The sequence below is a fragment of the Rhodohalobacter sulfatireducens genome (assembly GCF_022012475.1).
Taxonomy (GTDB): Bacteria; Bacteroidota; Rhodothermia; order Balneolales; family Balneolaceae; genus Rhodohalobacter; species Rhodohalobacter sulfatireducens.
Map to the genome: position 1 here is coordinate 1 of NZ_JAKLWS010000010.1, position 15275 is coordinate 15275.

General features: G+C 44.9%; 15 protein-coding genes. 9 read left to right on the plus strand and 6 right to left on the minus strand.

All coding sequences use genetic code 11. From position 1 onward, the window contains the following. The first annotated feature begins 365 nt into the window (after positions 1 to 365). The 7 genes from L6773_RS09410 (at position 366) to L6773_RS09440 (ending at position 6424) form a co-directional block, all read left to right on the plus strand. Entirely contained in the window at positions 366 to 956 is a 591-nt protein-coding gene (locus L6773_RS09410; protein WP_237853724.1) for a HupE/UreJ family protein, read from the plus strand. A 371-nt stretch (positions 957 to 1327) separates the two neighbouring features. Next, positions 1328 to 2503: a 4Fe-4S dicluster domain-containing protein gene (locus L6773_RS09415; RefSeq protein ID WP_237853726.1), complete on the plus strand. Its 1176-nt coding sequence runs from the start codon at positions 1328 to 1330 to the stop codon at positions 2501 to 2503. A gap of 15 nt (positions 2504 to 2518) precedes the next feature. Beyond that, a complete protein-coding gene (locus L6773_RS09420) occupies positions 2519 to 2980 on the plus strand; it encodes a cyclic nucleotide-binding domain-containing protein (RefSeq protein ID WP_237853728.1) in 462 nt (153 codons plus the stop codon). Then, on the plus strand, positions 2964 to 3833 hold the full coding sequence (locus tag L6773_RS09425) for an FAD/NAD(P)-binding protein (RefSeq protein ID WP_237853730.1): 870 nt from the start codon (positions 2964 to 2966) through the stop codon (positions 3831 to 3833). The genes L6773_RS09420 and L6773_RS09425 overlap by 17 nt, the downstream gene beginning before the upstream one ends. A 3-nt stretch (positions 3834 to 3836) precedes the next feature. Further along, positions 3837 to 4625 carry an NADH-quinone oxidoreductase subunit B family protein gene (locus tag L6773_RS09430; protein WP_237853733.1) on the plus strand — a complete coding sequence of 263 codons (789 nt, stop codon included), beginning with the start codon at positions 3837 to 3839 and terminating at the stop codon, positions 4623 to 4625. Continuing rightward, positions 4606 to 5895 (plus strand): Ni/Fe hydrogenase subunit alpha, encoded by a 1290-nt coding sequence (locus L6773_RS09435; protein ID WP_237853735.1) that lies wholly within the window; start codon positions 4606 to 4608, stop codon positions 5893 to 5895. Before L6773_RS09430 ends, L6773_RS09435 begins: the two co-directional genes overlap by 20 nt. Before the next feature lie 16 nt (positions 5896 to 5911). Then, a complete protein-coding gene (locus L6773_RS09440) occupies positions 5912 to 6424 on the plus strand; it encodes a hydrogenase maturation protease (RefSeq protein ID WP_237853737.1) in 513 nt (170 codons plus the stop codon). Positions 6425 to 6431: 7 nt separating this feature from the next. Here the strand turns inward: L6773_RS09440 and hypE are convergent, their stop codons facing one another. From hypE to L6773_RS09470, 6 genes are read right to left on the minus strand one after another with little or no spacing between them, the layout of a single operon-like run. Then, positions 6432 to 7499, minus strand: coding sequence for a hydrogenase expression/formation protein HypE (hypE, locus tag L6773_RS09445; RefSeq protein ID WP_237853738.1), 1068 nt, complete (start codon positions 7497 to 7499; stop codon positions 6432 to 6434). 29 nt (positions 7500 to 7528) lie between these two features. Then, positions 7529 to 8689, minus strand: coding sequence for a hydrogenase formation protein HypD (hypD, locus tag L6773_RS09450; protein WP_237853740.1), 1161 nt, complete (start codon positions 8687 to 8689; stop codon positions 7529 to 7531). Further along, on the minus strand, positions 8673 to 11000 hold the full coding sequence (hypF, locus tag L6773_RS09455; protein WP_237853742.1) for a carbamoyltransferase HypF: 2328 nt from the start codon (positions 10998 to 11000) through the stop codon (positions 8673 to 8675). Before hypF ends, hypD begins: the two co-directional genes overlap by 17 nt. Beyond that, the gene (gene hypB, locus L6773_RS09460) at positions 10979 to 11653 is read right to left on the minus strand and encodes a hydrogenase nickel incorporation protein HypB (protein WP_237853744.1); all 675 of its coding nucleotides are present in this window, start codon (positions 11651 to 11653) and stop codon (positions 10979 to 10981) included. Before hypB ends, hypF begins: the two co-directional genes overlap by 22 nt. 3 nt (positions 11654 to 11656) lie before the next feature. Next, positions 11657 to 12013, minus strand: a complete 357-nt coding sequence (hypA, locus tag L6773_RS09465; RefSeq protein WP_237853746.1) for a hydrogenase maturation nickel metallochaperone HypA — start codon at positions 12011 to 12013, stop codon at positions 11657 to 11659. A gap of 49 nt (positions 12014 to 12062) precedes the next feature. Continuing rightward, positions 12063 to 12314: a HypC/HybG/HupF family hydrogenase formation chaperone gene (locus tag L6773_RS09470; RefSeq protein ID WP_237853748.1), complete on the minus strand. Its 252-nt coding sequence runs from the start codon at positions 12312 to 12314 to the stop codon at positions 12063 to 12065. Positions 12315 to 12964: 650 nt separating this feature from the next. Between L6773_RS09470 and L6773_RS09475 the strand changes: the two genes are divergently transcribed. Both L6773_RS09475 and L6773_RS09480 read left to right on the plus strand, forming a co-directional pair. Then, complete coding sequence (locus tag L6773_RS09475) at positions 12965 to 13966, plus strand: hypothetical protein (protein WP_237853749.1); 1002 nt, start codon at positions 12965 to 12967, stop codon at positions 13964 to 13966. Between the two features lie 422 nt (positions 13967 to 14388). Continuing rightward, positions 14389 to 15213: an AraC family transcriptional regulator gene (locus L6773_RS09480; RefSeq protein ID WP_237853751.1), complete on the plus strand. Its 825-nt coding sequence runs from the start codon at positions 14389 to 14391 to the stop codon at positions 15211 to 15213. The last annotated feature ends 62 nt before the right edge of the window (positions 15214 to 15275 follow it).

Here is a 15275-nt window from a genome sequence, read left to right on the forward strand (position 1 = left end):
TGATTTTTCCGGCAATAAAACTCTGCATAATTCCAATCTTTACTTTGAAATACCGGATTTAACACTTGCGTCAGTTTTGGGGAGTCATCGGATGATTAAAAAAGTTTGAATTCAAGAATTTAGCAAACACACTCATCCATTGACTTAATGTTAATCAATCTTCTTCGACTTCTGAAAGTGAGGAAGATTATGATCTCCAGTTTTAGGAATGCCTAACCTGTATATGGCCTCCAAATCAACTGGTTATACCATTGTCTGGAAAAAATTCTCTATTTATTCATAATAGTTTTAAAATATATCTCCATACTACAGTATGGTTTGAAGTTCATTGGTTACAATAAATCAATAACAAGAGACGAGGATCTATGAAATATAGAATCAAAAAGAGTAGCCTGTTCCTGTTTTCCATTCTTATGTTAATTCCTTCTCTGCTTCTCGCTCATACCGGTGCGGGATTTACCTCAGGTTTTTTGGTCGGATTAGGCCATCCCTTTGGAGGACTTGACCACCTGCTTGCGATGTTGGCCGTAGGCATTTGGGCATCCCAAATGTCGGACCGGGCTGTCTGGGCCGTGCCTTTAACTTTTGTCGGTGTGATGCTCTTTGCGGCTGCATTGGGAATAGCCGGTATTGCTGTACCCTTTGTTGAGCAGGGCATCCTGATATCTGTACTGTTATTTGGAATTCTTATTGCCGTAGCTGCCCGTTTTCCATTGGGTACCAGCGCCGTGATTGTCGGCCTTTTTGCAATTTTTCACGGTCATGCTCACGGTGAAGAAATCCCTGCTGCCATCACCGGATTATCCTACGCACTCGGATTCGGTTTAGCTACTATCATCCTGCATGGTGTGGGTATCGGCTTTGGGATACTCTTTACGAATAGTGAACGTGTACCGGTCGTTCGTTATGCCGGCGTTGCGATTACTCTCTTGGGTATATACCTGCTTGTTCCCTGAAATGACAAGTTGATTTTCCACTTACAAAGCTGCAGCCTGTTTTGGGTATCTGCGCTTGATTGATTTCATTCAAGCGTCACTAATTCGGTGAATCTGCCATAGAAACTGCTCCGCTTATATGGTGATAAACTATCCCTGTTTTTCAGAGCTCTTGAAAGAGGTTTTCATCTTTCTCAAAACCCTTTTCTTCTCCGAAACACGATTTATTTTAAAATAAATGCATGAATTAAAACTCCCTTCACATTGTAAATGTATATATTATATAGAAGGGAGTTTGTTAGAAATCACAGTTGATGATCGATCAATCAGAATAAATGAGAGGTTCTAAGAAAAGAGATTAGAGGAGTTACAATCCAGGCTTAAAAACATAAATGTATCAGGAGGTTGATATGGCCAAACTGAACCCGGAAAGCGTGGTCATTTTACAAAAGGATGATCTTGCGAAGTTGCTAAACATATTAAGGAGTCACTCTTATCAAACCATCGGGCCCACTCTTCGGGAAAATGCTATTGTTTATGATGAGATCCAGGGCATGGAGGATCTGCCAATCGGATGGACGGACAGCCAGGAAAAAGGCAGCTATCGGCTGGAAAAGCGAAATGATGATGCCTACTTCGGATATAACGTAGGTCCATACAGCTGGAAAACTTACCTGAGCCCCGCCAGGGTGAGAGTGTGCAATGCAAGTAGATCCGAAAACGGGTTTAATGTTGTACAGGAAACCGGGAATGCACCCAATTACGCATTTATCGGAGTTCGACCATGCGATGTGAAAGCCATCAAAATTCTCGACAAGGTTTTTATCAATGATTTCTGTGTGGACAATGTATACGGCAATCGACGTAAGCAAAGTTTTATCGTTGCCGTAAATTGCACCGAAGCAGGGAACACATGTTTCTGCAGTTCAATGGGAACAGGGCCGAAAAGTGAAGAGGGATTCGACCTTTGCCTGACCGAAATTGTTACAGAACAAAGCCACTTTTTTGTTACTGAGATCGGGTCGGATAAAGCTTTGGAGGTTTTGGAAGCGCTTTCGCCGCAAACAGCATCAGAGAGTGAAATTAAAGAGGCAGAAAGAAGAATTGAGAATGCCGCTCAATCGATGGGCCGAAATTTGAATACCGACCGGATTCATGACCTGATGTTTGACAACTACCGGCATCCGCAGTGGGACGACATTGCGGAAAGATGTCTTAGCTGCGCAAACTGTACGATGGTTTGCCCCACCTGTTTCTGCAATACCGTTGAAGAGAAGACGGATCTCGAAGGAGATAACGCCGAACGATGGAGAATTTGGGATTCCTGTTTCACTCTCGAGTACTCCTATATACATGGAGGTAGTGTTCGCCATTCAACAAAATCCCGGTACCGCCAGTGGATGACCCACAAACTGGCTTCATGGCACGATCAATTTGATACTTCGGGGTGTGTTGGATGTGGACGTTGTATCACATGGTGTCCTGTAGGAATTGATATTACAGAGGAAGTCAGCGCCATTAGAAACAGTTCTACCGTACCCGAAGAAACGGTCGATCAACCACGATAACTTAAATCAACCGCAATGGAAAATCTGGAAAAAATCTTATCGGAGCATCCATTTTTTAGAGATCTGGATGAGGATAGTCTGAATTTGATTGTCGGGTGTGCCTCGAATGTTAGATTTGAGAAGGATGATATGATCATTCGAGAAGGCGATAAAGCTGATAAGTTTTACATTATCAGAGAAGGTTCTGTGGCTTTAGAAATTCAGGGTCCCGGCAAAGGAAAAATCACCATCGATACACTTTCAGATGGAGAAATACTGGGATGGTCTTGGTTATTTCCACCCTATCATTGGCGTTTTGACGGACATGCACAAGACCGGGTCAGAGCCATCGGTTTGGATGGTAAATGCTTACGTGAGAAATGTGAGGAAAACCATGACCTTGGTTATGAATTGCTAAAACGGTTCTCACAAATCATCGATCAAAGATTGCAAGCTACAAGACTTCAATTATTGGATATATATGGAATACCCTCATAGTACAGCGACAACCGAACAACTGTTGATGAAGGGGTCGATGCAGCCCCGGCGTTTCCGAATTGATAAAGTTTACTGGGAAACGGATGATACGTTCACCCATGAATTGATTCCTATCGATGAGGGAAGGTTTTTTAACTTCCATCCCGGCCAATTTAATATGATTTACATATTTGGTGTAGGGGAAATACCCATATCCATCTGCGGAGACCCTGATATCAACACCCGTTTATATCATACAACGAGGGTTGTGGGGGATGTGACAAAACGGAAACAGCACTTGAAAGTGGGTGATCTGCTCGGAATCCGCGGGCCATTTGGCAACGGGTGGCCTGTTGAGAAAGCAAAGGGACGGGATGTCGTTGTAATTGCAGGCGGCATCGGATTAGCCCCTCTTCGCCCTATCATCTACCACTTCCTAAACCATCGGGATGATTATGAAAGCATTACCCTGATCTACGGGACTCGATCACCGGATAAAATATTATATCGTAAAGAGCTGGAGGAATGGAGCTCGAGACTCGATATGGATGTAAGTGTTACCGTTGATGCTGCAGGCAGAACCTGGAAAGGCCCTGTAGGTGTTGTGACTAAATTGATCCCCAGGATCATAAGCAACCCCGACAACTCAACAGCCTTTGTTTGCGGGCCGGAAATTATGATGCGCTTTACCGCCGTGGAGCTTCTGAAAAGAAATTTTGCTGAACAGAACATCTTTTTATCCATGGAGCGAAATCACAAATGCGGAATCGGATTTTGCGGACATTGCCAGCTTGGATCCTACTTTTTATGCAAAGACGGTCCGGTTTTCAGCTACGATAAACTCAAATCCTATTTGTCATTGAAGGAGGTGTAATGTATGAGAGACGGAACAAAACCCAAACTGGCAGTCTGGAAATTTGCAAGCTGTGATGGATGTCAGCTCACACTTCTGAATTGTGAAGATCAACTGCTAACCATTGCGGATAACATTCAAATAGCCTATTTCCCGGAAGCTACCCGTGCCGAAGTGGAAGGGCCTTACGATCTCTCGCTAGTAGAAGGATCGGTAACCACGCCTCACGAACTGGAGCGAATCAAAGGAATTCGGGAGCAATCGAAGTTCCTGATTACAATCGGTGCTTGTGCAACGGCCGGTGGTATCCAGGCGCTGCGAAATTTTAAAGATGTTGATGAGTTTACCTCAATCGTCTATGCATCGCCGGAATATATTACCACGTTAAAAACCTCAACTCCCATATCCGACCATGTAGAGGTAGATTTTGAATTGCGCGGTTGCCCCATCAGCGTGGAACAGCTGGTTGAGGTTCTGAGCGCATTCCTTTTTGACCGACGGCCACAAATACCGACATACAGCGTTTGTGTGGAGTGTAAGCGCAGGGGAATTCCGTGCGTCATGGTATCACAAGGAAAAGCATGCCTGGGTCCTGTTACACAAGCCGGCTGTGGGGCACTCTGTCCCTATTTTAACAGAGGTTGCTACAGCTGCTTCGGCCCTAAAGAAACTCCAAACCCAAGATCCCTCAGCCGTCAGATGGAAGAGATGGGATATAGTGAAGATCAACTGTTGAGAGTGTATCGCACTTTTAATGCATTTGCCGAACCCTTCAGAAAAGAAAGCACATACCATGAACAAGAAAACAATTAAGGTAGATTACATGGCCCGCGTTGAAGGTGAAGGAGCCTTGCGGGTGGATATCAACGGAGATATTGTAGAGCATGTTGAACTCAATATTTTTGAACCGCCCCGATATTTTGAAGCACTGCTTCAGGGGCGCGACTATTCTGAAGCTCCGGATATAACGGCACGAATTTGTGGTATCTGTCCCGTTGCTTATCAGATGAGTTCCTGCCATGCGATGGAAGATGCCCTGGGAATAAATGTTGACGGCGCATTACGTGAGCTGCGAAGGCTGCTCTACTGCGGCGAATGGATCGAAAGCCACGCCCTCCATGTATTCATGCTTCATGCCCCCGATTTTCTCGGCTACCAGGACGCTCTACAAATGGCCAAAGATTTTCCTGAAGAGGTGAAGATGGCACTGAAACTGAAAAAGATCGGCAATGAGCTATTAGATGTTTTGGGGGGAAGGTCGGTCCACCCGATCAATGTGAGAGTAGGTGGCTTTTACAAGGCACCTGACAAGAAAGATCTGGATGCCCTTGTGGACAGGCTGGAATGGGCCAAAGAAGCCAGTCTTGAAGCCGTAAAATTTGCTTCCGGATTGCCTTTTCCAAATTTTGAGCCCGATTATGAGTTTGTAGCTCTCCGGCATCCGGATGAGTACCCGTTTAATGAAGGACGGCTGGTTTCAAATAAAGGAGTGGACATCCACATCAGTGAGTTTGAGGATACCTTTGAGGAGCTGCATATTGAGCACTCCACTGCACTGCACGGAAATAAAATCGGAGGTGGAGCTTATCTTGTGGGTCCGTTGGCAAGGTATAACCTGAATTATGATCAACTAACCCCAACTGTTCATAAAGCTGCTGAAGAGGCCGGAATTGCGGAAAGATGCTTTAACCCCCATAAGGGCATTATCGTCCGATGCCTTGAACTGGTTTACTCATGTGAAGAGGCGTTGCGAATCATCGATGAGTATGTGAAACCGGCTCAACCTTTTGTTGAGATGCCCTCAAAAGCGGGTCGAGGATACGGCTGTACAGAGGCGCCCCGGGGCATTTTATATCACCGTTACGAGCTGGATGAAAACGGGAAAATCGTAAATGGAAAGATCACTCCGCCCACCTCTCAAAACCAGCCTATGATAGAAAGTGATCTCAGAGACTTTGTTCAGCAACATATCGATATGGAAGACGATAAACTTCAATGGAAGTGTGAGCAGATCATCCGAAATTATGATCCCTGTATCTCCTGTTCCGTCCACTTTCTCAATCTTGAAGTGAACAGGAATTAAACTTTCATTGTGAATTATGGGAAGTAAAACCGACATATTGATCATCGGTATTGGAAATCCTTACAGGCACGACGATGGTGTGGGTTTCTTTGTGATTGATGCGTTGGAGAATAAGGGCGTTGACGCTGAAACAAGGAGAATTAAACCCGATGGTTACTCCCTGCTGGAAGCCTGGAAAGGCAGGGAGCTTGTTATCATCGTGGACGCTGCACGAGGCATCGGTCCGGTTGGAACCGTCCGATATTTTAACGCCCTGAATGATGAAATCCAAGCTGAACTCTCACCGGTATCCACCCATTCGCTGAGTCTTCCCGAGACGCTCTTTTTGGGAAAGACGCTGAATCAACTGCCGAATAATTTATGGATCTATGCAATTGAAGCGGGTGAACTGGGCCATGGCACAGACCTTTCCCCGGAGGTCAGAAAAGCAGCCCTCAATGTAGCTTTGGAAATCGAAACATTGATCAAAGAGTACCCGGAACTGTACCAGGCAGCAGGCAGCGCTTTAAAGGTCGGCCTCAAATCATGAAGAGTGATTAGCAGATTCGGGGGAGCTGCTCTCCGGTAATCATATCGACAACCCGTCTCCCCCCTATCCGGCTGTTCAGAACAACCAGGCCGGGATGATCTTCTACAACCTCACCAATCACTGCAGCTTCTTTCCCCAAAGGATCTGCTCTCATTGCGTTTAAAACAGCATCAGCATCTTCACTATTCACAAAAGCAAGCAGTTTGCCTTCATTGGCTACGTAGAGCGGATCAAGCCCGAGAAGCTCACACGCTCCGCGAACCTGTTCACGAATCGGCAGATTCTCCTCATCTATTTGAATCCCGTAACCGGATGCCTCAGCCAGTTCATTTAACGCGCTGGAAACACCGCCCCTTGTCGGATCGCGAAGGGCATGAATTTCCCCTTTTTTTCGCATGGCGTTCACCAGGCCATGCAGCGAAGCCGAATCAGTTTCAATTACAGTCTCAAATTCCAGTCCTTCGCGTACAGACATAATTGAAATTCCGTGACGCGCGATATCACCGCTGACGATAATTTTATCGCCGGCTTGAATTTCTGAAGCGCCGATCTTCATCTCCGGCCAAACGGCGCCAATACCCGTCGTATTAATGAAAATCTTGTCGCATTTACCCCTGTCCACAACCTTTGTATCCCCGGTTACAACCTGAACTCCGGCCTCTTTTGCGGCCTTCTCCATGGATAATATAATTGTCCATAAATCATCCATCGGAAAACCCTCTTCAATGATCAGGCCGACAGAAAGATAGAGCGGTTCGGCCCCACACATGGCGATATCGTTGACGGTGCCGTGCACGGATAGAGACCCGATATCCCCTCCCGGAAAAAAGATCGGGTTTACAACAAAGGAGTCTGTGGAGATCGTTAACTGCCGTCCATTCAGCGAGGGCAGGATGGCGCCATCGTGCAGGTTTTCCAACTGTTCATTTCTGAAGGGAGGCACAAACATTTTCCGGATCAGGTCGTTCGTCAATTTCCCGCCGCTACCGTGGGCCAGCAGAACCGATTTATAGTCGGAAATGGGTATGGGGCAATGAAAAGAGGCCGTTCCTTCTTTTTTTTCTGACTTACTCATCTGAACCTTTTTTTGATCTCAATTTCTGTTCACTGGTTTGTTCCCAGATTTTTTTCTGTTTGAAGTTCTTTCTGCCCAGGAGTCCCGCTCTGCAAGCTCCTCTGCCGATAATTTCCATAATGGTAATAGGCGGCGCAAGCTCCTTCTGAAGAGACCATGGGAGCTCCCACCGGATGTTCCGGCGTACATTTTGTTCCAAATACCGGGCAGTCAATCGGTTTTTTGACCCCTCGAAGTATCTCCCCTGCGATACATTCAGGACTGTTTTCCGCTTCACCAATATTCACCTCAAATTTCTTATTTGCATCATGAGCTTCATACTCCGACCTGAGCTCAAGTCCGCTTTTTGGAATTCCACCAACCCCCCGCCAATTGCGGTCTGTAACCCGGAATACTTTCTTGATGATATTCTGCGACGGAATATTTCCTTGGGACTGAACCACCCTGGCATATTGATTTTCAACCTCGTAACGGCCCTCTTCAAGTTGCTTCAAAACCATATATGTGCCTTGTAAGATATCCAGGGGCTCAAAACCTGTAACCACAATAGGGACTTTATATCGTTCAGCCAGCGAATAATACTCTTCGTACCCAACAACCGTACAGACGTGGCCGGCAGCCAGGAATCCCTGCACCCTGTTTTCCGGAGACGAAAGAATCGTTTCCATTGCCGGGGGTACCAGCACGTGCGATGAGAGGATGGAGAAGTTTTTCACGCCGGTTTTTGAGGCCTGGTAGACAGCCATTGCATTTGCCGGTGCCGTTGTTTCAAATCCAACTGCAAAAAAAACAACCTCTTTCCCGGGATGCCCGCGAGCCAGCTTTAAAGCGTCCAGAGGAGAATAAACCATTCTGACGTCGGCTCCTTCCGACTTGGCCATCAAGAGGTCTTTGTGAGTGCCGGGAACTCTCATCATATCTCCGAACGAGGTAAAGATCACATCGGGTTGTTCAGCGATTGCAATCGCTTTGTCGATCAACTCCTGGGGCGTTACGCAGACCGGGCAGCCCGGGCCGTGAACAAAATTGACTTCATAGGGCAAAAGATGGTTCAGACCGTACTTAACAATTGCGTGGGTTTGGCCGCCGCAGATCTCCATAATCGTCCATTGCCGGGTCACCATCTTTTTGACCAGGTTGATATACTTTTCGGCCGCTTCGCGGTCACGATATTCATCCAGGTACTTCATCGAGAGCTTGCTCCTTTTTGTAACTGTTGATGTTCTTTAATGCATAAAAGAGCTGGCCTGCAGAAATACCTCCGTCGTTCGGCGGAATCTTCTGATGCCAGTAAGGCTGAAATCCTTCCTTTCTCAATCCGTCGACTGTCTTCTCCGCCAGGTAAACATTCTGGAAGCATCCACCCGACAAAACCACTTTCTCACGGCCAACCTGTTTGGCTACATCCACAATCATTTTGGAAAGCGTATTGTGGAACTTCGCTGATATCTCAAACGCTTTAAGCCGATTCAAATCTTGCAATATTTCACGGAAGAGAAGCTCCCAGTCAATGATATCCAGATCTCCATCCCGGCCGATCTCGTAGGGATAAACATCTGCAGACTCTGTTTGCGAGATCAAATATTCCAAAGCCATGGCTGCCTGGCCCTCAAAGGATATCTTCTGCTTGATATTCAGTATGGAAGCAACGGCATCAAACACTCTTCCTGCACTGGTGGTGATGTGCGTATTGATCTTTTGATCCAGCATTCGCTGAAGAATCTCTCGCTCCGGTTTTTCAAAAGCCTGAATGGGTAGCAAATCTGTCTGCTGAAACAGTTGCTCTCCAAAGATTTCATACAACACTCCGATAGCCGATCTCCTCGGCTCTTTGATTGCCTGATCGCCACCGGGTAAAAGAAATGGCCGAAAGGCCGCCACACGCTTCCAGGACCCCATGTCTGCGAGTAAAAACTCGCCTCCCCAAATAGTTTCATCCGTCCCGAACCCAGTACCATCCCACGCCACTCCCAGCACGGGTCCTTCCAGGTTGTGCTCGGCCATACATGAAAGAACGTGCGCGTAGTGATGTTGAACCCCAATCGTCGGCAGAGTACGCTTCAGTGCATCCTTGGTTGAGTAATATTCCGGGTGATCGTCATGCAGGATCCATTCGGGATGCAAATCGTACAATGCCGGCAAATCCTCAATCACTCTGTGATATGCTTTTATCGCCTCGTAGGTATCAAGGTCACCAATATGCTGACTCATAAATAGATTGGTATCCCGGTTAACAGCTACTGTGTTCTTCAGATGACCTCCCACCGCCAGGCATGTCGGTATTTCCTGAGATTGATCCTGATCAGAAGCATCTACTTTGATGGGAAAGGGGGCATATCCCCTGGCACGACGCAGCAAAGTTGGTTTTCCGGCAATTATTCGCACGACCGAATCATCTACATGCCTCTCGATGGGGCGATTATGCACCAAATAGAGATCAGCGATCCCTCCCATTCGCTCTATCGCCTCATTTTCATTAATGCAGATCGGTTCATCACTCAAATTCCCACTTGTAGCCACAACCGGCCCGTTCACCAATCGCATGAGAATGTGGTGCAGAGGTGTATAAGGCAGCATGATTCCAAGTGTTGGATTCTCCGGAGCCACAGAATCAGCTATAAACTCACTGGCCCATTTCTTCCGATTTAAAATAACAATGGGAGCCTCGGCAGAGGTTAGCAACTCTTTCTCCTGTTCTGAGATCGAACAGATCTCCCGAGCCTTTATCAAAGACGAGACCATTAAAGCGAACGGTTTCTCTTCCCGGTTTTTACGCTGCCGAAGCCTTGAAACCACACCTTCACTGGTTGCATCCGTCAGCAGTTGAAATCCTCCCAAGCCTTTCAACGCAACAATTTTCCCGCGTTTGATCTCCTCGGCTGCAGTCTCAATCACTTTGTGATGTGTCGCCAGAACTTTACCCTGTTTACTCCACAATTCAACATGGGGCCCACAGTCCGGACAGGCATTAGGTTGAGCATGAAAGCGCCTGTCTACCGGATCTTCATACTCCTTTTGGCATCTCTGACACATGATAAAATTCTTCATCGTAGTCTGTGAACGATCGTAGGGCAGCCCGGTTATGATGGAATATCGCGGGCCGCAATGCGTACAGTTTGTGAACGGGTAGAGGTACCGCCGGTCACCGGGATCAAAAATCTCCTCCAGGCAGTCCGAGCAAGTGGCAAGTTCAGGCTGCATCAATGCTTTTTTGCTCCCCTGATCGCTGCTCTCCCTGATTTTAAAGGTAGAGTATCCTGCAACTTCCAGCGACTCTACATTAAAATACTGGTAATAAGAGTGGGCAGGCTTGTCGTTCTGCAGAGTCTCAAGCATTTCATCAAGCAATTGTTCAGCTCCCTCCACTTCAATAGTAACTCCAGCAGGGTCGTTAACGACCCATCCATTCAATCCGAATTGAGTAGCCAACCGATAAACAAACGGCCGAAAGCCCACTCCCTGAACAGCTCCACGAATTGTTATGCGGAAACGTTTTTCCATGTTTTTTCCATCACCTGTTTCTCCAACCAGTTACACCAATCATCAACTCCTTCACCGCTAACACAAGAGGTCTCAAAAATGGTCAGATCAGGATTGATCTTTAAGGCATTGGTCCGCAATTGGTCAAGATCACAATTTGTGTATGGCAAGAGATCCGTTTTATTGATAATTAAAACCTTTGAATTCCGAAACATAGCCGGGTATTTCAACGGTTTATCGTCTCCCTCTACTGTACTTGAGATGACGACTTTCATCTCTTCGCCCAAATCGAAACTGGACGGACAAACGAGATTACCAACATTTTCTATGAACAGCAGTTCGGTTTCTTCCGGATTGATATCGGCCAGGGCATCTTTGACCAAAGCTGCTTCCAAATGGCATGATCCATTGGTCACCAGCTGTATAATTGGCAGATCGAATGATGATAAACGTTCGGCATCCAAACTAGTCTGAACATCACCGATCACCACGGCTGTTTTCACTCTTCCCTCCAGTTCTTTGAGCGTCCATTCAAGTAAACTGGTTTTACCTGAGCCGGGAGAGCTTACCAGGTTCAGAGCGAAGATTCCCTGTTTGTCAAAAAACGATCGGTTTTGGTTGGCTACTTCATCATTCTTTTGCAAGACTTTTCTTTCAATTGTTTTGATACTCATGGCTTAGTGGTTTATGGGTTCAGTAATTTCAAGATTCTCGATCATGATCTCATTGCCTTCAACGACATCAACATCATTGGAGCAACAGACAGGACAGGTAAAATCAACGGGTTCGATTTCACTGACTTCTCCGCAGCTATTGCATTGAACACGAAGCGGAATGACGGTTATTTCCAACTTGGCATTTTCCATTGCAGTACCATCCACAGCAGCTTCAAAACCGGATTGTAACAGATCGGGAACAATCGTGGAAAACTTTCCAATTCGGACTCGAATCTTCGTTAGCAATGCCTGCTCATCCGGAGAGAGATGTTCCCCGGCAATTCGAATGATGTTTTTTGCAATTGAGAGTTCATGCATAATAAGTCATCCTATATTAACTCCCTGTGTAACGCCGTTAATCTACTTTCTATGGTTCGTTCTTGAGTTCGTCGGTTTCTCCCAGCTGCTCCAGGTATTCAAATACCTTAGTGGCTTCCTGTTCATCAATTTTATTGAGGGCAAATCCAACATGGACGATAACATAATCGCCGATTTTTGCTTCAGGTACATAGGAGAGGCAGACTTCTTTAACAAGACCGCCGAAACTGACTCTCCCCATTGTCAGCTCGTCTTGCTCTTCACTAATCTGGATTACTTTTCCCGGGATCCCAAGACACATAATTTTTCTATTTTAGAGTTTTAGCTCTCTTTATCCATACTTATTATAAATGTACACATTCTTAAGCTATTTATTGAATGGCGGGGCTGTTTTTTCAAAAAAAACATGTAATTAGACAGGTAAGAAAGTAGCAGAATGATCCCTGAACATTGATGTTATCAATTCAGAGAGATTATTCCCGAAAATAGTTCGTTGGTAGACGAATTTTATAACCAATCAAATTGATATGTTTTCTATTCAGGATAGAAAGCAGTTGGTACCGGGTAACCCTTACAAAGTTGGTAAAAAGCATATCCCTTCACGTTTAAAAAGAGAGTGCAGTCCGGTTTAGCTTTGAACGGTTGCATTTGTGTTGACTCCCTTAGGGTTAAACAAAAAGAATTTAAATAGCTTGAGCGCAGTACTCTCCAGCAGTACTATTCATATTCTCTTCCCTGAAGGAACCAAGATCCGGGCATGCAATTTCTATCATTCTTTATGGCTAGATGATATTGGTGCGTTGTCTTTAATGAGTCCTGATTCATATTACTCTCACAAATCCAACGTAATTTGAATAGTATCAAAGGTATGCAAATGATGCTGGCATACCCGGAACAACCTCTAAACGTAAGAGCTTCGCAAACAGAAAAATTAAACAAAATGATCTTTCTATGAAGACTTTGACTACCGTTCTTGCTTGTATTCTTTTGTTAAGTTGTACTGCTGAAACCAACAGAACCGTAGATGATATTCTTAACTCCACGTTCAGGGTATATCAAATATCCGGGTTCGAGGGGCCCAAAATCGATATCAAATCAGACAGTCTTACTGAATTTCTGACTGCACTGCATTACGATATTCCACTTTCTGACATTGAACATGAATTGGAATGGAGTCCGGAGACAACGGAGAGGCATATCAATGCTCTTATTGAAAATAAACTGCTCATAAAGCAGGGTGATGACTATCAACCAAACCTCGGGATCATCACGCTGGAGCGAGGGAATTTATTAGAAGAAAAAGCCCAAAACGTAGCGAATGAAATTTCAGACAGCATATCCGCATGGTTACCGGAAATAAAGGAGATCCATAATGAATCGCACATTTCGCAGAACCATGACTTCCGCGAATTGTCTCTCTTTTATCTGAGCAATGTCATTCTCGACAATTTTCAGATCGAACGGGTGGAAGAAGAGTTTTTAAATCAACAACGTCCGTTACGAAACGGAAGCCGGTACTACCTTGCTATTGTCGAAGATGATCTGGCCGCCGCCACCGAACCGTACGGAATCTATGGTAACCGGGGGCTTCACTGGAGCGACTCCACAGGCATCTCCGTGTACGGGAACCGGCGTACATCTTCGAACCCCGGCTGGGACAATTACGAAGACAAAAATATCCATGTGTTTGATGAACACGATACGGAGCTGATCACCCAAACCATGCCCGACCTGTTTTTTCCAACGCTTCTCGATATCCTGAACAGAAACCGGTCCGCTTTTGAAGCCATCTACAGTGAGCTGAACTTTGATGAAGAGATCTCCTTTGAAGAGTTCTTTATTTTCTGGTACCACTGGATTTACACGGAAGCGACGGACGTTCTCATTGAAAGAGAGATCATCCAGAAACCACAAAACGAGATGTTCTACTACCAGATTGCGGTGAATTTTTGAAAAGCACGAGCAGCATTCCTGTACTGTTTTTTCTTTTGCCAATTCGGGCATTAAGATAGAGAGAACCATCCAGGGTCAAATGTGATAGCCTTAAGTTGAGGATATTCAAAACCCCTTGCAAATATCGAACCTACTACGCAATGTCCAGCCTCTAAATTTCATCAACTCCAATTAGCCCCCAACTCGCACAGTTCACTGACACACCTCGCCGATTCTTGCCCGCCTCCTAATTATTAGTTAATCTTTCCTAGTAAAAAGGAATTCCACATCCTGGTTTGTTGCAAGGCGTGACTGTTTAAAATCATTATTCGTTCATTGATCCATAATCCCCTCGCCTCTTAGACATTAATGAACCCAAAACAAAGAATAACAATTTGAGAAAATTCACATTTGAAAATCGGAAGTACGGATTCGAATTATTGATGGATTTGCACAAATTTGAAGATAATGCAAACGTATTTTTTGATCCTAATCCGCATACGATTGACTTTTTTGAAGTGATGATTTTTGAAAACGGAAACGGTCAGATTGAACTAAACGGGCACAAATTGGATGTAACAACGAACAGCCTGTTCTTCACCTCTCCCTTTCAAAAAAAAAGTTGTAAAATCGATCCCGCTACAGTCAAGGGTTTTCATCTTGTTTTTCAAAATGACTTTTTATCTGATTTTTTTGACGACAAACTTTTCACATACCGGCTGCAATACTTTTTTAATTCTCAATATCCTCAATACTTACAGCTGCAAAATGAAGATTATAATATCATCAAATTAACCTTAAATGAAATTATCGCCGAGGTAAAAAATTATCAAAATGATAGTCTCCACATTTTGCGTTCACTTCTATATTTCTCCTTAGCCAAGCTCAATCGGCTGTATTCAAAGCGCTATAATATCTCACCTGATACTCAATCGGATTCTACTCTTTACAAGTTCAAAGAGATGTTAGAAAAAAATATTCGCAGCACTCATCTGGTAGAAGAATATTGCCGTTTGCTGCGGGTTACCCGCCAACAACTAAACAAAATGGTAAAAGCACATACCGGCCTCACTTCCAAAAGTATGATTAACAACAGATTGCTGCAGGAAGTAAAAATGGAACTTCGATATACCGATAAAACAATAGCCGAAATAGCCTTTGCCCTCAATTTTAGTGAGTCCAATAATCTGACAAGGTTTTTCAAAAATTTAGAGGGTATCAGCCCTTCAGCCTACAGGAATAATTACCAAAATGATAGTAATTATTGATAAAGTGATATTAAGGAGATACTGATCCAAACTTATTTTTGTGAACAAACGAACCATTATTT